At 71.8% G+C, this 18,879-nt stretch carries 16 protein-coding genes and 1 pseudogene; 7 read left to right on the top strand and 10 right to left on the bottom strand.

Annotation, left to right across the window (positions count from 1 at the left end; translation table 11 throughout):
- Positions 1-5: 5 nt before the first annotated feature.
- Genes BN159_RS08530 through BN159_RS08545 form a run of 4 tightly spaced genes read right to left on the bottom strand, consistent with a single transcriptional unit; the run spans position 6 to position 3,801 of the window.
- Positions 6-902, bottom strand: a complete 897-nt coding sequence (locus BN159_RS08530) for a dihydrodipicolinate synthase family protein (RefSeq protein ID WP_015656535.1) — start codon at positions 900-902, stop codon at positions 6-8.
- A gap of 52 nt (positions 903-954) precedes the next feature.
- The gene (locus BN159_RS08535) at positions 955-2,352 is read right to left on the bottom strand and encodes an NAD(P)/FAD-dependent oxidoreductase (protein ID WP_015656536.1); all 1,398 of its coding nucleotides are present in this window, start codon (positions 2,350-2,352) and stop codon (positions 955-957) included.
- Positions 2,345-2,647 (bottom strand): (2Fe-2S)-binding protein, encoded by a 303-nt coding sequence (locus BN159_RS08540; protein ID WP_015656537.1) that lies wholly within the window; start codon positions 2,645-2,647, stop codon positions 2,345-2,347. Before BN159_RS08540 ends, BN159_RS08535 begins: the two co-directional genes overlap by 8 nt.
- Complete coding sequence (locus BN159_RS08545; RefSeq protein ID WP_041818977.1) at positions 2,644-3,801, bottom strand: NAD(P)/FAD-dependent oxidoreductase; 1,158 nt, start codon at positions 3,799-3,801, stop codon at positions 2,644-2,646. Before BN159_RS08545 ends, BN159_RS08540 begins: the two co-directional genes overlap by 4 nt.
- A 74-nt stretch (positions 3,802-3,875) precedes the next feature.
- Here BN159_RS08545 and BN159_RS08550 point away from each other — a divergent pair, with 74 nt between their 5' ends.
- Entirely contained in the window at positions 3,876-5,288 is a 1,413-nt protein-coding gene (locus BN159_RS08550) for an aminopeptidase P family protein (RefSeq protein WP_015656539.1), read from the top strand.
- An 85-nt stretch (positions 5,289-5,373) separates the two neighbouring features.
- Here BN159_RS08550 and BN159_RS08555 read toward each other — a convergent pair whose 3' ends face one another.
- On the bottom strand, positions 5,374-6,045 hold the full coding sequence (locus BN159_RS08555) for an MmyB family transcriptional regulator (protein WP_015656540.1): 672 nt from the start codon (positions 6,043-6,045) through the stop codon (positions 5,374-5,376).
- Positions 6,046-6,269: 224 nt separating this feature from the next.
- Between BN159_RS08555 and BN159_RS08560 the strand changes: the two genes are divergently transcribed.
- The 3 genes from BN159_RS08560 (at position 6,270) to BN159_RS08570 (ending at position 7,866) form a co-directional block, all read left to right on the top strand.
- Positions 6,270-6,920: a helix-turn-helix domain-containing protein gene (locus tag BN159_RS08560; protein ID WP_015656541.1), complete on the top strand. Its 651-nt coding sequence runs from the start codon at positions 6,270-6,272 to the stop codon at positions 6,918-6,920.
- Positions 6,921-6,952: 32 nt separating this feature from the next.
- On the top strand, positions 6,953-7,483 hold the full coding sequence (locus BN159_RS08565) for a hypothetical protein (protein ID WP_041818979.1): 531 nt from the start codon (positions 6,953-6,955) through the stop codon (positions 7,481-7,483).
- 146 nt (positions 7,484-7,629) lie between these two features.
- Positions 7,630-7,866 (top strand): hypothetical protein, encoded by a 237-nt coding sequence (locus BN159_RS08570; protein ID WP_015656543.1) that lies wholly within the window; start codon positions 7,630-7,632, stop codon positions 7,864-7,866.
- A gap of 23 nt (positions 7,867-7,889) precedes the next feature.
- On the opposite strand, the gene BN159_RS08575 is transcribed toward BN159_RS08570, so the two are convergent.
- Both BN159_RS08575 and BN159_RS08580 read right to left on the bottom strand, forming a co-directional pair.
- Positions 7,890-8,570 (bottom strand): 4'-phosphopantetheinyl transferase family protein, encoded by a 681-nt coding sequence (locus BN159_RS08575; protein WP_015656544.1) that lies wholly within the window; start codon positions 8,568-8,570, stop codon positions 7,890-7,892.
- Positions 8,567-9,427, bottom strand: a complete 861-nt coding sequence (locus BN159_RS08580; RefSeq protein ID WP_015656545.1) for a metallophosphoesterase family protein — start codon at positions 9,425-9,427, stop codon at positions 8,567-8,569. The genes BN159_RS08575 and BN159_RS08580 overlap by 4 nt, the downstream gene beginning before the upstream one ends.
- Positions 9,428-9,730: 303 nt before the next feature.
- On the opposite strand from BN159_RS08580, the gene BN159_RS08585 reads away from it, so the two are divergent.
- Entirely contained in the window at positions 9,731-10,858 is a 1,128-nt protein-coding gene (locus tag BN159_RS08585) for an ATP-grasp domain-containing protein (protein ID WP_015656546.1), read from the top strand.
- Positions 10,859-10,983: 125 nt separating this feature from the next.
- The gene (locus tag BN159_RS08590; RefSeq protein WP_015656547.1) at positions 10,984-12,666 is read left to right on the top strand and encodes a carbohydrate binding domain-containing protein; all 1,683 of its coding nucleotides are present in this window, start codon (positions 10,984-10,986) and stop codon (positions 12,664-12,666) included.
- 42 nt (positions 12,667-12,708) lie between these two features.
- Here the strand turns inward: BN159_RS08590 and BN159_RS08595 are convergent, their stop codons facing one another.
- The 3 genes from BN159_RS08595 to BN159_RS08605 all read right to left on the bottom strand — a co-directional run bounded on the left by BN159_RS08595 (position 12,709) and on the right by BN159_RS08605 (position 18,249).
- Positions 12,709-13,590 carry a sulfotransferase family protein gene (locus BN159_RS08595; protein ID WP_015656548.1) on the bottom strand — a complete coding sequence of 294 codons (882 nt, stop codon included), beginning with the start codon at positions 13,588-13,590 and terminating at the stop codon, positions 12,709-12,711.
- Positions 13,591-13,797: 207 nt separating this feature from the next.
- Positions 13,798-16,863 (bottom strand): alpha-mannosidase, encoded by a 3,066-nt coding sequence (locus tag BN159_RS08600; RefSeq protein ID WP_015656549.1) that lies wholly within the window; start codon positions 16,861-16,863, stop codon positions 13,798-13,800.
- Positions 16,864-16,908: 45 nt separating this feature from the next.
- The gene (locus tag BN159_RS08605) at positions 16,909-18,249 is read right to left on the bottom strand and encodes a 6-phospho-beta-glucosidase (protein WP_015656550.1); all 1,341 of its coding nucleotides are present in this window, start codon (positions 18,247-18,249) and stop codon (positions 16,909-16,911) included.
- Positions 18,250-18,288: 39 nt separating this feature from the next.
- On the opposite strand from BN159_RS08605, the pseudogene BN159_RS46975 reads away from it, so the two are divergent.
- Positions 18,289-18,819: pseudogene (locus BN159_RS46975) on the top strand (DUF4981 domain-containing protein); the annotation flags it as partial.
- Positions 18,820-18,879: the final 60 nt, after the last annotated feature.

An 18,879-nucleotide genomic window follows, 5' to 3' on the forward strand; every position in this document is an offset into this window, starting at 1 on the left:
GGCCGCTACGCCAATCCGGCCGCGACGGCCTGCTCGGTGGCGGCCCTGACGGCGGCCTCCTGCTCGGGCAGCAGCGGGACGCGCGGCGGGCGCACGGGACCGCCGTACCGCCCCACGATGTCCATGGACAACTTGATGGCCTGCACGAACTCGACCTGGGAGTCCCAGCGCAGCAGCGGGTGCAGTTGCGCGTACAGCTTCCTGGCGGTGTCCAGGTCCCCGGCGACGGCCGCGCGGTACAGCTCGACGCTCGCGCGAGGCAGCGCGTTCGGGTAGCCCGCCACCCAGCCCTTGGCGCCGGCCAGTGCCAGCTCCAGCAGGACGTCGTCGGCGCCGATCAACAGGTCGAGTTCCGGGGCCAGTTCGGCGATGCGGTAGGCGCGGCGGACGTCGCCGGAGAACTCCTTGACCGCGTGGATGTGGCCCTCGGCGTGCAGTTTGGCGAGCAGTTCCGGCACCAGGTCGACCTTGGTGTCGATGGGGTTGTTGTACGCCACGACCGGCACGCCCGCCTTCGCGACCTCGGCGTAGTGCGACAGCACCGAGCGTTCGTCGGCGCGGTAGGCGTTGGGCGGCAGCAGCATCACGGAGGCGCAGCCCGCGTCGCGTGCCTGCTCGGCCCAGCGGCGGGCCTCGGCGGAGCCGTAGGCGGCGACGCCGGGCATCACCCGCTCGCCGCCGATGGCGGACACCGCGGTCTCGACGACCTTGGCCCGCTCCTCGGGGGTGAGGACCTGGTACTCGCCGAGCGAGCCGTTCGGCACGACGCCGTCACAGCCGTTCTCGACGAGCCACGCGCAGTGCTCGGCGTACCGGGCGTGGTCCACGGAGAGGTCGTCGGTGAGCGGAAGGGCGGTGGCGACGAGGACGCCGCGCCAGGGGCGGGGGTCGGTGGTGGTCATACGGGCTCCTCGATGATCGGTGAAGTGTGACATGTCACTGGTTCCAAATGACTCACGCGTCGCCGTCCGCCTCCCCGGCCCGCGCCAGCACCCCGAGCGGCACCGGCCGGGCGAACGGCCGCCGGGACGGGGTCAGGGCGCACCCGGCGAGTCCCGCGACCGCCGGTCCGCACACCCGCCCCTGGCACCAGCCCATTCCGGCCCGGGTCAGCAGCTTGACGGTCCGCGCGTCCCCGGCGCCGAGTTCCTCGACGGCCTCGCGGACCGCGCCGCCGGTGACCTCCTCGCAGCGGCACACCACGGTGTCGTCGGTGATCAGCGACGTCCAGTGCGCGGGCGGCGCGTACACGCCGTCGAGCGCGGCGAAGAAGGCCCGCAGCCGGGTCCGGGTCCGCGCGGCCGCCGCCCACGCGCGCGGGTCGGGCTCGGTCCCGTGCAGCCGGGCCGCCGCGGACCGGCCCGCGATGTGCCCCTCGGCCAGGGAGAGCACGGCCCCGCCGATGCCGGTGGTCTCCCCCGCCGCCCAGACGCCGGGTACATCGGTGCGCTGCTCCGCGTCGACGTGCACGGCGACTCCGTCGAGCCGGCAGCCGAGGGTCTCGGCGAGGTCGGTGTGCGGCAGCATGCCGTGGCCGACGGCCAGGGTGTCGCACGGGATCCGGCGCCCGGTGCCGGGCCTGGTCCGCCCGGCGCGGTCGAGCGCGGCCACCGTCACCGCCTCAAGGCGCTCGGTGCCGTGCGCCTCGACGACGGTGTGCCGGGCGAGCGTGGGCACCCGGTGCCGGAGCAGCCGGGCCGCGTACCCGGCGCCTTCGACGACCTTCGCGGGCTCGGCGAGCAGCGCCCGGGAGCGCCGTACGAAGCCCAGGGGGTCGGCCGATTCCACGAGGGCCGCGACCTCGACGCCCGCCGCCGCAAGGCCGGTGGCGACCGGCAGCAGCAGCGGTCCGGTCCCGGCGACGACCGCGGTACGGCCGGACACCGCCAGGGAGCCCTTGAGCATGGCCTGGGCGCCGCCCGCGGTGAGGACACCGGGGAGGGTCCAGCCGGGGAAGGGCAGCACCTTCTCGTAGCCGCCGGTGGCCAGGAGCACGGCGTCGGCGTGCACCTCGGCCGGGTCGGTCTGCTCGGGGCCGAGGAGGGCCCGCAGGGTGAAGCCCGCGCGGGGGCCGCGTTCGACGAGCCAGACGTGATGGTCCGTCAAGTGCCGTACGAAGTCGGCGTGTTTGCGCATTCCGTCGCGCAGTCGCTCCCAGGTGCGCCATTGGTGGTGGAGGGCTTCGGGGCGGCGGGCACCGAGATCCGACGCGGGCTGCCGGTAGAACTGGCCGCCCGCCTCCGGGGCCGCGTCGATCAGGGTGACCCGTACGCCGTGGGCGGCGGCCGCGAGGGTCGCGGCGAGGCCCGCGGGGCCCGCGCCGATCACCGCGAGGTGCGGTCGGTCAGTCATCGTGGCCCGTCCCCTCCTGGGTGCGGATCGCGTCGCCGGGGTGCAAGGGCACCAGACAGGCGCGTTGGTTGGGGCGGTCGTTGACGGTCACCAGGCAGTCGAAGCAGATGCCGATGCCGCAGAAGACACCGCGTGGGCGGCCCGCGCCGCGGGTGCCGCGCCAGGAGGTGATCCCGGCCGCCCAGAGCGCGGCGGCCACCGTCTGTCCGGGCAGCGCCTCGATCTCCCGGCCGTCCAGGGTGACGGTGAAGGCGGGTCCCGGGCGGGCTCCGGCCAGGTCCAGGGGTGTTCTCACGCGGCCTCCTCGGGGGCGGGGAAGCGGTCGGGGCGGAAGGGCGTCAGGCTCAGGTCGGGGCTCTTGCCGGTCAGCGCCTGGGTGATGAGGTGTGCGGTGCCGGTGGCGAGGCCGATTCCGGCGCCCTCGTGCCCGCAGGCGTGGTGCAGTCCCGGGACCCGGGGGTCGGGGCCGATGGCGGGCAGATGGTCGGGGAGGTACGGGCGGAACCCGGCGTAGGAGCGCAGGGCGCGGACGTCGGCCAGGACGGGGAAGAGCCGGGTCGCTCCGGCGGCCAGGGCGCGGACGACGGACAGCGAGAAGGTGCGGTCGAACCCGACCCGTTCCCGGCTGGCGCCGATCAGTACCGGTCCGGCGGCGGTGCCCTCCACGACCGGGGAGGTCTGGAGCGCGGCGGAGTCGCTGGCCACGTCGGCCACGTAGTCGGCGGCGTAGACCTTGTGGTGGATCAGGCGCGGGAACGGTTCGGTGACCAGGACGAAGCCGCGGCGCGGGAGGACCGGGAGGTGGGTGCCGGCGAGGGCGGCCAGGTCGCCGCCCCAGGTCCCGGTGGCGTTGACGACCGCCGGGGCATGGAGGTCCCCGCGGTCGGTGCGGACGCCGCGGACCGTGCCGTCGGGGGTGCGCAGGACGGCCGTCACGGTGTGGCCGGTCAGCAGGCGGGCGCCCGAGGCGCGGGCGAGGACGGCGGCGGCGAGGGCGGGCATGACCTGGCAGTCCTGCGGGTACAGCACACCGCCGGGCAGGCCCTTGGCCAGGTGGGGTTCGAGGTCGTACAGCCCCTCCCCCACGACGGTCTCGGCGACGACTCCGGCCGCGCGCTGCCGGTCGGCGAAGCGGTCCAGGGCCGTGAGGCCGTCCGGCGTCGAGGCGACGACCACGCCGCCCTTGGCCTCGTACTCGACGGACTCCCCGAACTCCTCGGCGACTTCCGCCCAGAGGCGGAGCGAGAGGAGAGCCAGGTCCAGTTCCGGACCGGGCTCCTTGTCGGAGACCAGGAGGTTGCCCTCTCCGGCGCCGGTGGTGCCGCCCGCCACCGGGCCACGGTCGACGAGGATCACGTCGAGGCCCGCCCGGGTCGCGTAGAAGGCGCAGGCCGCGCCCACCATTCCGGCTCCGACGACCACGACATCGCAGGTCAGTCGCTTGCTCACGCCAGTACTATGTCACATACTTCTCTTGCTGGGAACGTCAACGGAACACCAACCACACGGAAGAGGTGCCCGACGTGGCGAAGGGCCGAAAGAACGGTCTGTACCGAGGGATCTCCGAGGAACTCTCCGCACTGATGCGCACGGGCTGGGCCGACACCGAGCGCAGGGATCTGCTCCCCGCCGAGCAGTCGACCTACGCGGCCCGCCGCCGCGCCGCCCTCTCGGCGCTGTTCCCGGGCGAGCGGCTGATCGTGCCCTCGGGCGGCCTGCGGACCCGCTCCAACGACACGCACTATCCGTTCCGCCCGTACTCCGGCTATGTGCATCTGACGGGCGACCAAGCCCGGGACGGCGCCCTGGTGCTGGAGCCGCGCCCCGACGGCGGCCATGACGCGCACTGCTACCAACTCCCCCGCGACAGCCGGGACAGCGACGAGTTCTGGGCCGGCTACACCGCCGAACTGTGGATGGGCCGCCGCCGTACGCTCGCCGAGTCGGAGCTCGTGCTGGGCCTGCCCTGCCGTGACATCCGCACTGTCGCCGAGGACCTCACCCACTCCTCCCCCGCGCCCACCCGGATCGTCCGCGGCGTCGACCCGGCGCTGGAGGCGGTCGTCGACACCGACGAGGCGCGCGACGACGCCCTGGAGGAGGCGGTGTCCGGGCTGCGGCTGGTCAAGGACGACTGGGAGATCGGCGAGCTGCGCCGCGCCGTCGACGCCACGGTCCGCGGCTTCACCGATGTCGTACGGGAGTTGTCGCAGGCCGTCGCCACCTCGGAGCGCTGGATCGAGGGCACCTTCTTCCGCCGCGCCCGGGTCGACGGCAACGACGTCGGCTACGGCTCGATCTGCGCCGCCGGGGAGCACGCCACGATCATGCACTGGCAGGACAACGACGGCCCCGTCCGGCCGGGCGAACTCCTGCTGCTGGACGCGGGCGTCGAGACCCGCACCCTCTACACCGCGGACGTCACCCGCACCCTCCCGATCAACGGCACCTTCAACCCCCTCCAACGGAAGGTCTACGACGCCGTGTTCGAGGCCCAGGAGGCGGGCATGGCGGCCGTCAAGCCGGGCGCGCACTACCGCGACTTCCATGAGGCGGCCCAACGCTCGCTCACCGAGCGGCTGGTGGCCTGGGGCTTCATCGAGGGCCCCGCCGAGCGGGCCTACGAGCTGGGCCTGCAACGGCGGTTCACCATGGCGGGCACCGGGCACATGCTGGGCCTGGACGTCCACGACTGCGCCCAGGCGCGCAACGCGGACTACGTGGACGGCGTGCTGGAGCCCGGCATGGTGCTCACCGTCGAGCCCGGACTGTACTTCCAGCCCGACGATCTGACCGTGCCCGAGCAGTGGCGGGGCATCGGGGTGCGCATCGAGGACGACCTCCTCGTCACCGCCGACGGTCACGAGAACCTGTCGGCGGCGCTGCCGCGCTCGGCAGCCGAAGTGGAGGCGTGGATGCGGGAGTTCGCGGGCTGAGCGAAGCCGCGGGGTCCAGCCGACTCTCACAAGATGCCGAGTCCTGACCAGGCGCCGTCGGCGACCTGAACGCCGACGGTGCCCGTCAGACCTCGGGGACGGGCACCACGCTCAGGTGGGCCGCCGTGCGGCGCGGACGTCCGGCCCGGCGCGCGGGGGGCGTCGCGCGGCGCGTGTCGCGCAGGACGAGCGTCATCCGCGTGTAGCCCATGTCCTTGAGGACGCCGGGGGTCTCGTCGACGATCCGGCAGTCGGTGGCGCCCCAGCGCGGGTCCGGGTGGAGCAGCGGCCGTACGGCGCCGTCGTGGGCGAGGGCCTGTTCGCCGACCGTGCGGATCCACAGCGGCAGGCCGTGCCGGTAGGCGGCCTCCATGATCGGGTCCTGGGCGATGTCCCGGCGGATGGCCTGGAGTCCGTGGTCGTGACCGTGCCGCTCCACGGCGGCCGCGAAGTTCGCCAGCATCGGCAGGCACCAGCTGGACTCATGGTCACCGAGGACGGTGCCGGCGTCGGGGTGGAACAGCACGAACCGCAGGAAGTTCTCGCCGGGCATGGCCGTGGGATGCGGGTCCACGCCGCGGAAAAGTGACGCGAAAGCGGTGTTGGCCAACACGACGTCCCAGCGGTGGTCGAGCACCACGGAGGGGAAGGACACGGCTTCCAGAAGCGTGGCGTAGTCCTGGAGATAGGCCTGGGCCTCGGGATTCTCGGGGACGGGCCGCGGTGCCGATCGCTGCCCTCCTGCCTGATATGCCATCGGGAGGTCACCCCTCTTGCCTGTGCGGCCTTGACGCGGCGCCCCGATCCTGCGGCCCAGATGCTCACGGTGTCAACTATCGTGGCATTTCATGCCGGTTGACGGCTGAAATTGGCCACAGTTGTGGCGAGACCTGGATGTGAGTTCGAACCACCCGCTACTCTCCGGGAAGTTCACACGCGACCGCTGGTGAGAAGACGGTGAGAGACGTAGGAGTTCTGTCGGTGACGGGTGGCTTCGAGGGTCCGGGCGCCACGGGTACGGCGGCTTTGCCGGCCGTCGTCGTTCGGGTGAGCGCGCTCGCCGACCGGCTGGACGTGCGGCACACCGAGGTCTTCCACAGCGGCAGGCTGTCCGTCGCCTCCGGCGTGCCCGAGCCCGTGGTCAAGGCGCTGCTCAGCGGCCACCGCGCGGGCGAACCGGATGTCCAGGCCCGCTTTCTGCAACGCCTGGACCTGCTGCGCCGCACCCGGCTCAAGCCCAACGGCCGCAAGTACACCCAGCAGGAGATCGCCGACGGCGCGGGCATGTCACGCCAGCAGGCGGGCGCCCTGATCAACGGCGACCGGCGCCCCACGATGGAGCACTGCGACGCCCTCCAGCGCTTCTTCCGGGTGCACGCGGGATTCCTCACCGCGGAGGACCCCGAGGCGCTCGCGGGCGCCCTCCAGCGCACGGAACAGGAGCTCCTCCAGCAGCTCGCCGAGCGGGAGGCGGCCGCGGCCGCCGAGGATCCGCTGGAGCGGCTGCTTCAGGACCACGGCGTGCGCGGGATCGCCTGGCGGGCCGCGCAACTGCCCACCGACCAGCATCGCGACAAGGTCGCCGAATGGCTGGACATGCTCCTGGAGAGCGTCCAGCGGCCCGAGTCGTGACCCGGGGGAGAACTGTGGGCATCCGTAGGGACATGCACCGCCTGTGCGGCGAACTGGTCGGCGAGCTGGAGCTCCCCGCTCCGGCGCGCCCGGCGGACCTGTACGGCGCGCTGTGCGAGGCGATGGCCAGACGCCGTGGCCGCCCGGTCCGGTTCCGGATGGCCGCCTTCCCGGCCGACACCGCGAGCGGGCTGTGGCTCGACATGGCCGACCAGGACCTCGTCGTCATCGAGGAACGCACCGCGCCCGACCACCAGTTGGTGATCCTCGGTCATGAGCTGTGGCACATGAAGGCCGGGCACAGCGGTCATCACGTCGACGGTGCCGCGGTCGCGGCCCGGCTGCTCCAGGACGACGCCCAGCTGGAGGCGACGGTGCGGCAGGTGGCCGCGCGCAGCCGCTTCGATCTGTCCGACGAGCAGGAGGCGGAGAGCTTCGGGCTGCTGCTGGCCAGCAAGTGCCGGACCTGGCTCGCGGGTTCGTCGCTGCGCGGCCCGGTCCAGAAGGACCATCTGGCGGGCCGGATCGAGGCCTCGCTGGGCTACCGCGGCCCGCAGGGCTGAGCGCTCGTCGCACCCCCTCCGGGCTGCGCTGAGTGGGCGAACCGGCGAGTGGCCGGACCCGATTGTCAGTGGTGGGCGGCAAGCTGGTGGTGCGCCCTCATTTGCGGGGCGGGTAAGACGACGCCGACTTCGGGGAGAGCCGACCGATGCCCACCGCCGTACTGACCGACCGCGAACGCATCGCCGTGCAGGCGTATCTACGGCTGCTGCACACCGTGCGGGCCGCCTTCGACGTCGCCGGCGGCCCGCCCGGCGAGGGACGACCACCCGTGGTCCCGCCCGGAGTGCTCGCCGAGGCGGAACAGGCCCTGGCCGCCGCGGGCCTCACCGGCAACGAGGAGGAGTTCTTCCGCCTGCTCCAGAGCTGGTGCCCGGAGCCGTGAGTCCTGAGCCCTGACGGAACGGCTCAGGTGTACGGCACAGTGACCGCCGTAGCGACCAGGCCGCGTTCCACGGTCCAGCGGCCCTCGAAGACGTCGACTCGGTGGCCGCGGACCAGGGGGCCGGGGACGAGGAGGGTGGCGGTGAAGGTGCCGCCGGGGTGGCCGCTCGGGTGGGCGGACAGGTGGATGTCGGCCTCGGAGAAGTCCAGCCACTGCCCGGTGAGGGGGAACCACGCCTTGTAGACGGATTCCTTGGCGCTGAACAGCAGGCGGTCCCAGTGGATCCCCGGGTGGTCCAGGGTGAGCCGGCGGATCCGTTGGGCCTCGCCGGGCAGGGACACGGCGGCCAGCACTCCGTCGGGGAGCGGTTCGTCGGGTTCGGCGTCGATGCCGAGGGAGGCCAGGTCGGCGGCGCGGACCAGGGCGGCGGCGCAGTAGCCGTCGCAGTGGGTCATGCTGCCGGCCAGGCCGTCCGGCCAGCGCGGGGCGCCCCGGTCGCCGGGCAGCAGCGGCTGCGCGGGCACGCCGAGCTTCTCCATGGCCCGGCGGGCGCAGACCCGTACGGCGGCGAACTCCCGGCGGCGTTTGTCCACCGCCCGCGCCACGACGGCCGCCTCCTCGGGATACAGGACCGCGGGCGAGGCGTCCTCCTCGCCGTACGCCTCCACGGTCACCACCGAGTCCGGCAGCAGCTCCTCGATCACGGACCCCCGACCTCCCTGGGCAGTATGCGGCGCAGCCGTCCCGGGGGTTCCGGGCGCTTGCGCCACTCGCGCGGGTAGCCAACCGACACCTCCTCGAAGCGGACCCCGTCGTGGAAGGTGGTCCGCGGGATGTGCAGGTGGCCGTAGACCATGGTCTCCACCCGGAACCTGCGGTGCCAGTCCGCGGTCTGCTCGGTGCCGCACCACATGGCGAATTCGGGGTGCCAGAGGATCTCCATCGGGTGCCGGTCCAGCGGGTAGTGGTTGACCAGGACCGTGGGCAGTTCGCCGGGGAGCTCGGCGAGGCGGCGCTCGGTCAGGGCGACCCGGGCCCGGCACCAGGCCTCGCGGGTCGGGTAGGGGTCGGGGTGCAGCAGGTACTCGTCGTTGCAGACGATGCCGGTGCCCTGGGCGTAGCGCAGCCCCTCCTCCTTGGTCACGCAGCCCTGCGGAAGGAAGGAGTAGTCGTAGAGCAGGAACAGCGGGGCGACGACGACGGGGCCGCCGGGGCCGTCCCAGACCGGGTAGGGGTCCTCGGGAGTGGTCACGCCGAGTTCCCGGCACAGGGCGACCAGGTACTCGTAGCGGGGGACGCCACGCAGGGTGACCGCGTCCTTCGGGTGGGTCCACAACTCGTGGTTGCCCGGCGCCCAGATGACCTTGCTGAAGCGCCCGGAGAGCGTTTGCAGGGCCCATCGGATGTCAGCCACGGTCTCCGCGACGTCGCCGGCGACCACCAGCCAGTCGTCGTCGCTCTCCGGCCGCAACTTCTCGACCAGCGCGCGGTTCTCCTCGTAGCCGATGTGCAGGTCACTGATGGCCAACAGCCGTCCGGCACCCCCGGCCGATAACGCCACGTCTCGTCCCCCTCGTCACGTGGAAAGCACCACGAGAACACATTCGCGGTTCTGGGACAAGGCGGGTTCACGCCCACGGCCTGTCGTGTCGCGGCTCGACTACGGGGTCCCTTGATCCACCCGCTCATGATCGGAAAATCCGTAACACGCATGTTGCACGCGGGGCCTCCGGCAAGCCGTATGATCGCCCCAACACCACCGCCAGGAACTTCCCTTCGCACGGGGCGGTTTGGTGTCCCTCCAACCTCCCTGGCCGGGCACGGCCTGCTTCGCCGTGCCCGCGAACCGTGAAAGGCGGCCTGCATGGTCTCTCGCGTACGCGTCTGGCTCAACCGCACGTACGCGGAGAACGTGTTCTTCATGGATCAGCTCCGCCGAAATCCCAGCGATCGCGCGGTGGAGATCCATGCGACGCACGGGGACGCCGACTCACCCGTGCTGGCCGCCGCCGACACCGCCGATCTGGAGCCGGAGGGCCTGTCCCCGGCCGGGTATGTGGAGTACGCCCTCGACCAGTGCGTCCGGCGGGGCATCGATGTGTTCGTGCCGCGGCTGCACCAGTCGGCGGTGGTCGCGCACCGCGCGGAGTTCGAGGCGGCCGGCACCGCGCTGCTGGCGCCGCCGCCGGAGGCCGTCGCCGTCTTCCACGACAAGGTGATCGCCTACGAGGCGGTGCAGGCGATCGGGGTGCCGGTGCCGCCGTGGTGGCGGGTGCGGGGCGCCGAGGAACTGGTCGCTGCGGTGGAGGAGCTGGAGGCGGGCGGTCACAAGGCCTGCTTCAAGCCCGCCTACGGGGCCGGCGGCGTGGGCTTCCGCGTGATCACGCGCGCCCCCTTCTCGATGATGCACCTCAGCGGCTTCCCCAGCCCGTATGTCCCGCTGGACCTGGTGCTGGACGCGCTGGCGCAGTCCGAGGAGGAGGTCGACTGGCTGGTGATGCCGCGGCTGGAGCAGCCGGAGGTGTCGGTGGACTGTCTGACCGGCCCGGACAACCGGATCCGGATGGCGGTGGGCCGCACCAAGAACGGCCGGCGGCGCGGATTCACGCTGCACGAGCAGTGGCTGGAGCCCGCGCGGGCCATCGCGGAAGGGTTCGGGCTGCACTACTTGTCGAACATCCAGTTCCGGATGTTCGGGGACCGGCCGGTGCTGATGGACGTCAACACGCGTCCGGCGGGCGGGCTGCACCAGCTGTCGCTGTGCGGGGTCAACGCACCGTGGGCGGCTGTTCAGTTGGCGCTCGGCGAGGACCCGGGCGAGATCGCTCCGCCGTTCCTCGGCCAGGACTACACGGTCGTCTCCGGGCCTCGGCCACTGCGTGGCGTGTCCCTGCCCCAGCAGCGGCTGGAAGAGCCCCAGCAGGCACTCCCGGCCGTGCCCGCGCCCGTCAACTCCCTTGAGGCGAGGGCGGGTCAGGCGCTGCCACTGTAGCCGCTCACCGGTATGGACCAATTACCGCACAGCTTCTTGACAGGTCGGTTGGTCCATACCAATTTGGTTGCGCACTCTCTTCTGCACCACCTCCCGAACCATCCCCACTTCTTGAGGGAGTTCGCGTGCGCACCTCACTGTTCGGACGTTCCAGACGTCGCCTTCTCGCGCTGCTCGGCTCGGCGGCCCTCGCGCTCACCGGAGCGGTCGCCCTGCCCGGCACGGCCCACGCGGCCAACATCCTGTCCAACCCGGGCTTCGAGTCCGGCGCCCTCTCCCCGTGGTCCTGCACCGGGAACCTCGGCTCGGTCGTCTCCTCCCCCGTGCACAGCGGCTCCAGGGCCCTTCAGGGCGCGGTGAGTTCGAGCGACATCGCCAAGTGCACCCAGACCGTGCGGGTCCAGCCGAACACCGCCTACACACTCAGCGGCTGGGTGCGCGGCAGCTATGTCTACCTCGGCGTGGACAGCGGCGCCTCCACCTGGACCACCTCGCCGTCGGCGTACAGCAAGCTCAGCGTGTCCTTCACGACCGGCGCCTCGCAGACCTCGGCCACCGTTTACACGCACGGCTGGTACGCGCAGGGCACCTACCACGCCGACGACATCAGCCTCGACGGTCCGGGAGGCGGCTCGGACACCCAGGCGCCGACCGCGCCGGGCAACCTCCGCTCCACCGGCAAGACGTCCTCCAGCGTCTCGCTGGCGTGGAACGCCTCGACGGACAACGTGGGCGTCACCTCGTACGACATCTACAGCGGGTCGAACCAGGTGCTCAGCGTGTCCGGTACGAGCGCCACGGTGAGCGGGCTGTCGCCCAGCACCGCCCACACCTTCACCGTGCGGGCCCGGGACGCGGCCGGGAACACCTCGCCCGCCTCCAACGCGGTCTCCGTGACCACGGATCCGGGCGGCGGCGACCCCGGCGGCTTCAAGCAGGCCGCGCCCTATCTGTACCTGGGCTGGGGCGACCCGCCGAGCGCGACCTCGGTGATGAGCGCGACCGGCATCAAGTGGTACACGATGGCGTTCATCCTCTCCTCCGGCGGCTGCAACCCCGCGTGGGACGGCAACCGTCCGCTGACCGGCGGCAACGACCAGTCCGTCATCAACTCGATCCGTTCGGCGGGCGGTGACATCGTGCCCTCGATCGGCGGCTGGAGCGGCAACAAGCTCGGGCCGAACTGCTCCACCGCGGAGGCGCTGGCCGGTGCCTACCAGCGGGTGATCGACGCCTACGGCCTCAAGGCCATCGACGTCGACATCGAGAACACCGACGAATTCGAGAACGCGGTCGTGCAGGACCGCATCCTCAACGCCCTGAGGATCGTCAAGGCCAACAACCCGGGCCTGCGCACGATCATCACCTTCGGTACGTCGACCACCGGCCCGACCTACTGGGGCAACCGGCTCATCGACCAGGCCAAGGCGCTGAACGCCAACATCGACGTGTTCACGATCATGCCGTTCGACTTCGGCGGCGGCGCCGACATGTACGGCAACACCGTGAACGCGACCGAGGGGCTGAAGAACAAGCTGAAGTCCGCCTTCGGGTGGAGCGACGCGACCGCCTACGCCCACATCGGGATCTCCGGCATGAACGGGCTGAGCGACCAGCAGGAGCTCACCTCGCCGGCCACCTGGACGCAGATCCGCGACTGGGCGAACTCCCACCACATCGCGCGGCTCGCCTTCTGGTCGGTCAACCGCGACCGGCCGTGCCCCGGCGGGGGCGTGGTGAGCAACTGCTCCGGCATCAGCCAGAACAACTGGCAGTTCACCTCGATCACGGCCGGCTTCACCGGCTGACGCTCGGCGGCGTGGGGGTGCTTGAAGCCCAGCCAACGGGCCTCAGACCTCGTACCCCCACGCCGTCGCGATCTCCCTCAGCCGCGGCGGCAGTTCGACCGTGGGGTCGGCGGTTCGGGCGGCCTGGATGCGGCCCGACTTGATGGTGCTGCTCCAGTCACCGAGCTGGGGGCGGAACCTGCCGTGGTCCTTGCTGCCGTAGTCGAGCATGCCGCTCTCCCACTCGACGCCGAGGTACTCGCACAGCGCGCGGGTGGCCTTCTCCGGCTCCGCGGTCAGGTCCTCGTACGTGACCACGTGGACGTTCAGGGTCTGGCGGGCCTCCTCCAGCTTCTCGGAGTAGTTGAGCACCTCCGCCAGGATCTCCGCGTGGTCGGGGTCCTGACGGCGCTCGGTGAGGGAGGCGATGATCGCGCCGGGGTGGCGCAGCAGCAGGATGTAGCGGGCCTCGGGCCAACATCGGTGCAGCCGGGGCCAGATGAGGGTGTTCGGCGGCGTCTTGTCGACGATGACGTCCTTGCCGCTGCGGGTCAGCTCCAGGTGCATCACCCGGTCCCACAGCAGGTGTTCCAGCTCGGTCTTGTCCAGCTCCAGCGCCTTCATCGCGTCCGCGGTGAAGCTGCGGGTCAGCTGGACGTGGACGGTGCGCAGATGCATCTCGTGCGGGGCGCGGATCCGGCTGTGACTGTTGAGCAGGACCCGCAGCAGGGTCGAGCCGGAGCGCACCGAGGAGAGCACGAACACCGGGGAGTCCACCAGGCGCGGGGCGCGCGGGGCGACGTAGGACGACTCCGTGGGCGCGGCCTCGGTCCGGGGGGCCGGGATGGCGTTCAGCGTGCGGCGGGGCGGGCTCACCGCCTGGATCATCAGCCTGCCCCGACGCCTGAGGCCCTTGCCGATCACAGACTTACGCGAGTCTCGCACCGTCACACCCTTCTCTTACGCCTTCGCCCCGCATCCCAGAGGCAGAAGGCGAACCGGAGGTGTCCATCAGGCAAAGCGCCAGGGTCACGGAGGCTCTCATTCCGGGCGTGACCTGGCGCTTTACCGCTTCCTTAAATCTTCATGGGAGTTTCCGGGACAACCTCTGAACCATCAGGACCGTCCGGACCCCCGGTAGGCTCGGCACGGCTAGCCCCTCGCCAGGCGGAGGGTCAGGATCTGGAACGGGCGGAGCTCGATCCGTACGGCGTCGTCGGTGATCTCCGCGTCGGACAGGGGGCGTTCGAGCAGATCCGTGACGTGGGCGCCGGTCAGGGGGAATCCGGTGCGCAGGGTGCCCTGGGCGCGGCCGCCGCGGGACTCGTAGAGCCGTACGACGACATCGCCGGAGCGGTCGTCGGCGAGCTTGATCGCCTCGACGGTCACGCCCTTGCCGTCGACGGAGATCACGGGCTCGGGTGCCGCCGCCGTGTCCGCCAGTCGCAGGGGCAGGTTGAGGGCGTAGCCCTCGGCGACCGCGTCCTCGATGGTGGCGCCGGGGAGCAGGGCGTAGGTGAACCGGTGCTTGCCCTGGTCGGCCTCGGGGTCGGGGACGCGCGGGGCGCGGACCAGGCTGAGCCGGACCGTGGTGGTCGTCCCGCCGTCCTCGCGGACCGTGCGGGAGATGTCGTGGCCGTAGGTGGAGTCATTGATGACGGCGACGCCGTAGCCGGGTTCGCCGAGGTGCACCCAGCGATGGCCGGAGACCTCGAAACGGGCGGCTTCCCACGTGGTGTTGGTGTGCGTGGGCCGCTGGACGTGGCCGAACTGGATCTCGGCGGAGGAGTGCGGGGCACGGATGTCGATGGGGAAGCCCGCCTTGAGGAACTTCTCCGTCTCGTGCCAGTCGATCTCGGTCTCGAAGTCGATCCGGGGGCTGTCGGCGCGCAGGGTGACGGTCTGGGTGATCTTCGAGCCGTTGCCGAACGAGCGCACGACCCGGATCGAGCCCAGCAGCGGGTCCCGGTCGACGACGGTGATCTCCGAGGCGTCCAGCAGGTCCGTGTACCGGTTGCGGTAGTGCTTGTCCACGTCCCAGGCGTCCCAGCAGTTGGGCAGGTCGGTGTGGAGGCGGAGCAAGTTGCCCTGGCCGGCGAGGACTTCGCGGCGGGCGCGGTGGTCGTGGACGGAGGACAGGGTGCCGTCCTCGGCCAGCTCGACCCGGACGAGGCCGTTGTCGAGGGCGCGGTCCTCGACGGTGACGGGGTGGTCCGGTGCGGCTTCGGCGAGGGGGGCGCTGCCGCTCGCGGGCACGTGCACCAACCGGGGGTCGCCGTCCCTGCCGCGCACCACCTCGCGGCGCTCGAAGGGGCTGGTGTTGAGGGCCCGGGTCTCCGCTGCCCCCGACGCCCGGGTCTCCCCCGCGCCGAGCGCCTGGAGCGCCTCGCCAATCAGGGCCTCCAACTCCCCCGCCACCCGCGCGTATTCGGCCTCCGCCTCGCGGTGCACCCAGGCGATGGACGAACCCGGCAGGATGTCGTGGAACTGGTGCAGCAGCACCGTCTTCCACAGCCGGTCGAGCTTCTCGTACGGGTAGGCGTAGCCCGGCGCGTGCAGCGCGGCCGTCGTCGCCCACAACTCCGCCTCGCGCAGCTTGTGTTCGCTGCGCCGGTTGCCCTGCTTGGTGCGGGCCTGGGTGGTGTAGGTGGCGCGGTGCAGCTCCAGGTAGAGCTCGCCGACCCAGACGGGGGCGTCCGGGTACTCCTCGCGGGCCTTGGCGAAGAAGTCGTCCGGGTGTTCCACGACGACCTTCGGCGAGCCCTCCAGGTCCGCCAGCCTGCGGGCCCGTTCCATGATCTCGCGGGTGGGTCCGCCACCGCCGTCGCCCCAGCCGAAGGGTGCCAGCGAGCGGGTGGCGCCGCCCTTCTCGGCGTAGTTGCGGACCGCTCGGGACATCTCCTCGCCGCTGAAGCGGGCGTTGTAGGTGTCGATGGGCGGGAAGTGGGTGAAGATGCGGGTGCCGTCGATGCCCTCCCACCAGAAGGTGTGGTGGGGGAACTTGTTGGTCTGGTTCCAGGAGATCTTCTGGGTCAGGAACCACTCGTTCCCGGCGAGCTTGGCGAGCTGCGGGTAGGCGGCGTTGTAGCCGAAGGAGTCCGGGAGCCAGACGCCCTTGGTCTCGATGCCGAAGTGCTCGATGAAGAACCGCTTGCCGTGGATGAACTGGCGGGCCACGGCCTCGCCGCCGGGCAGATTGCCGTCGGCCTCCACCCACATGCCGCCGACCGGCGCCCACTGCCCCTTCTTCACCGACTCCTGGATACGCGCCCACACCTTGGGGTAGTGATCGCGCACCCACTCGTACTGCTGGGCCTGCGAGCAGGCGAAGATGAAGTCGTCGTACTCCTCGGCGAGCGCGGTGACGTTGGAGAAGGTCCTCGACGTCTTGCGCTTGGTCTCGCGGATGGGCCAGAGCCAGGCGGAGTCGATATGGGCGTGGCCGACCCCGGAGATGATGTGGGCGCTGGCGTGCGCGGGCTTGGTCAGCGCGGGCCGCAGGGCCTCGCGCACCGCGGCGGCCGAGCCGGCGACGTCGTCCAGGTCGAGGAGGTCCATCGCCCGGTCCAGGGCGTGCGCGATCTCGTGCCGGCGCGGGTCGTGCTCGCCCAGCTCCCGCATCAGTTCGCTCAGCACCTGCACGTCGAGGTCGAGATGGAAGACCTCCTCGTCGAGGACGGCGAGGTCGGCGCGGCGGAAGGTGTAGAGGGGCCGGTCGCCCGCGGTGCGGACGTCGCCGAGCGGGGTGGGGCCCGCGAAGCCGTTCGCGAGGATGTCGGGGTTGGAGGCCGCCTCGACCAGGTAGTCGACGCTCTCCCCGCCGATCGCGGGGTTGGCGGTCGGCACGTACTGGTTGAGCGGGTTGACCGCCTTGAGCGGGGTGCCGTCGGGGCGGTGGACCAGGGCCTCGGCCTGGTTGCCGGGCCAGTCCCCGACGAAGCCGAGGTCGATGACCGCCTCCACGCGCCGGCCCGCCCATTCGGCGGGCACCTCACCGCGCATCCGGAACCAGGTGGTGCCCCAGGGCGGGCCCCAGGGGGTGTCCATCGCGAAGGGGGCGTAGGAGGCGGCCGCCGCCTCCTCGAAGGGGACCGGCTCGCCGGGTGCCTGCCAGGACTCGACCGCGAGCGGCGCGGTGGCCGCGTAGATCGCGGGCTTGATGCGCTGGCTGTGGAGGCGCTCTACGCGCTCCTCGATCCGTCGGCGTTCGTCGTGCATGGAAGACTCCAGAAGAGGATTGGAAAGCGCTTTCCAAGCGGGTGACTACCTAAGATATGCCAGCCCCGGATGGACCTCGGCATACCCCTCGACCAACCGACGGGCCACGTTCACCGAGTCGACCAGCGGATGCAGCGCGAACGCCTTCACGGCCGTCGCCCGGGACCCGGACTCGGCCGCGGCGAGGACCTCGCGCTCGACGGCCTTGACCGAGCAGACGAGTCCGGTGGCATGGCCGGGCAGCGGGTCGACGGCGACGGGGTGGGCGCCGTTGGCGTCGACGAGACACGGCACCTCGATGACGGCGTCGTCGTCGAGGACGGACAGGGTGTGCCGGTTGCGGACGTTGAGGATCAGGGTGGTGCGCTCGTCGCGGGCGATGGCCCGCATCAGGGCGAGGGCGACCTTCTCGTAGCCGCCCGAGAGGTCGTCGGCGTCGCGCTCCCCGGCGCCCGCGGTCTCCCGGTTCTCCGCCATGTAGGTGGCCTCGCGCTCGGCGCGGGTGCGGTCCCAGCTGAGCAGGGCGGACGCGCCCGGGTCGGCCATCTCGTCGTAGAACCGGGCCTGTTGGTCGCGCAGGAAGGCGCCGCGGGTCTGCTCGGCCTCCTGGTAGGCGCGGACCGCCTCGCGGTTGAAGTAGTAGTAGTGCAGGTACTCGTTGGGGATCGCGCCGAGGGAGCGCAGCCACTCGGCGCCGAAGAGCTTGCCCTCCTCGAAGGAACCGAGCAGGGCGGGGTCGGCGAGCAGCCGCGGGAGTTCGTCGCGGCCGGCGACGCGCAGTCCGCGTACCCAGCCGAGATGGTTGAGACCGACGTAGTCGATCCAGGCCTCGGCCGGGTTCTTCACGCCGAGGACGCGGGCGATACGGCGGCCGAGGCCGACCGGTGAGTCGCAGATGCCGATGACGCGGTTGCCCAGGTGGCGGGACATGGCCTCGGTGACCAGGCCCGCGGGGTTGGTGAAGTTGATGACCCATGCGTCCGGCGCGAGCCGGGCCACGCGCCGGGCGATGTCCACGGCCACCGGGACGGTCCGCAGGCCGTAGGCGATGCCACCGGCACCGACCGTCTCCTGGCCGAGGACGCCCTCGGCGAGCGCCACCCGCTCGTCGTTCGCGCGCCCCTCCAGGCCGCCGACGCGGATCGCGGAGAAGACGAAGTCGGCGCCGCGCAGGGCCTCGTCGAGGTCGGTGGTGGCGGTGACCGCGGGCGCGTCGGGAATCTCGGCGGCCTGCTCGGCCAGTACCCGCGTCACGGCGGAGAGCCGTCGGGGGTCCAGGTCGTGCAGGACGACCTGGGTCACGCGTCCTTCGCGGCGGTCCGTCAGCAGCGCCCCGTACACGAGCGGCACCCGGAATCCGCCGCCGCCCAGAATCGTCAGTTTCACGTCTGCACCTTTCCTGCCACGATCGCGTCGGCGCCTGGCCTCCTACAGGCTCTCACCCGAGTCGCGCCCGGCGCGGTCGACGGCACGTTCGCCGATCACTGGGCCGCCATCGAGTCAACGCCAGGTCTTCAGGGCGGCTTCATCCGGTGGTTCTGGGGCCACGGAATCGTGCGGCGCGTGACAGACGGCAGACGCGTGTACGAGCACCGGGAGCTCACCGCTCCGGTGCGGTTGCGATCGTTCCGCCACGAGGGCCTGGTGGTGCAGAACCACCGGTGCTTCAGGGGCCTGGACTGGCTCACCGCCCGCTGGGAACTGACCCTCGCGGACGGCCGTACGCTCACCGCCCCGGCCGAGCTGCCCGAACTGCGGCCCGGCGAGACGGCCGCGATGCCGCTGCCGTTCACGCTGCCCCGCGGCGGGGGCGAGATCTGGGTGACGCTCCGGGTGACCACGAAAGACGACGAACCGTGGGGACCGCGCGGCACGGAGGTCTGCGCGCCCAGGCTGCGGCTGCGGGCGGCGCCCGTCGAGGTCGACGCGGAGGGGCTGCTGCCCCTTTCCCTGCTGATCCGGTCCCTGCTGAACCAGTCCCTGCCGACCGTCGCCGGTTGATCGCTGTCCCGGTCC

It is taken from the genome of Streptomyces davaonensis JCM 4913 (assembly GCF_000349325.1).
Classification (GTDB): domain Bacteria; phylum Actinomycetota; class Actinomycetes; order Streptomycetales; family Streptomycetaceae; genus Streptomyces; species Streptomyces davaonensis.

Coding starts and splice junctions, on each gene's coding strand:
- BN159_RS08530 (WP_015656535.1), bottom strand. CDS start 902: ATGACCACCACCGACCCCCGCCCCTGGCGCGGCGTCCTCGTCGCCACC.
- BN159_RS08535 (WP_015656536.1), bottom strand. CDS start 2,352: ATGACTGACCGACCGCACCTCGCGGTGATCGGCGCGGGCCCCGCGGGC.
- BN159_RS08555 (WP_015656540.1), bottom strand. CDS start 6,045: ATGGCATATCAGGCAGGAGGGCAGCGATCGGCACCGCGGCCCGTCCCC.
- BN159_RS08565 (WP_041818979.1), top strand. CDS start 6,953: ATGCACCGCCTGTGCGGCGAACTGGTCGGCGAGCTGGAGCTCCCCGCT.
- BN159_RS08570 (WP_015656543.1), top strand. CDS start 7,630: ATGCCCACCGCCGTACTGACCGACCGCGAACGCATCGCCGTGCAGGCG.
- BN159_RS08585 (WP_015656546.1), top strand. CDS start 9,731: ATGGTCTCTCGCGTACGCGTCTGGCTCAACCGCACGTACGCGGAGAAC.
- BN159_RS08600 (WP_015656549.1), bottom strand. CDS start 16,863: ATGCACGACGAACGCCGACGGATCGAGGAGCGCGTAGAGCGCCTCCAC.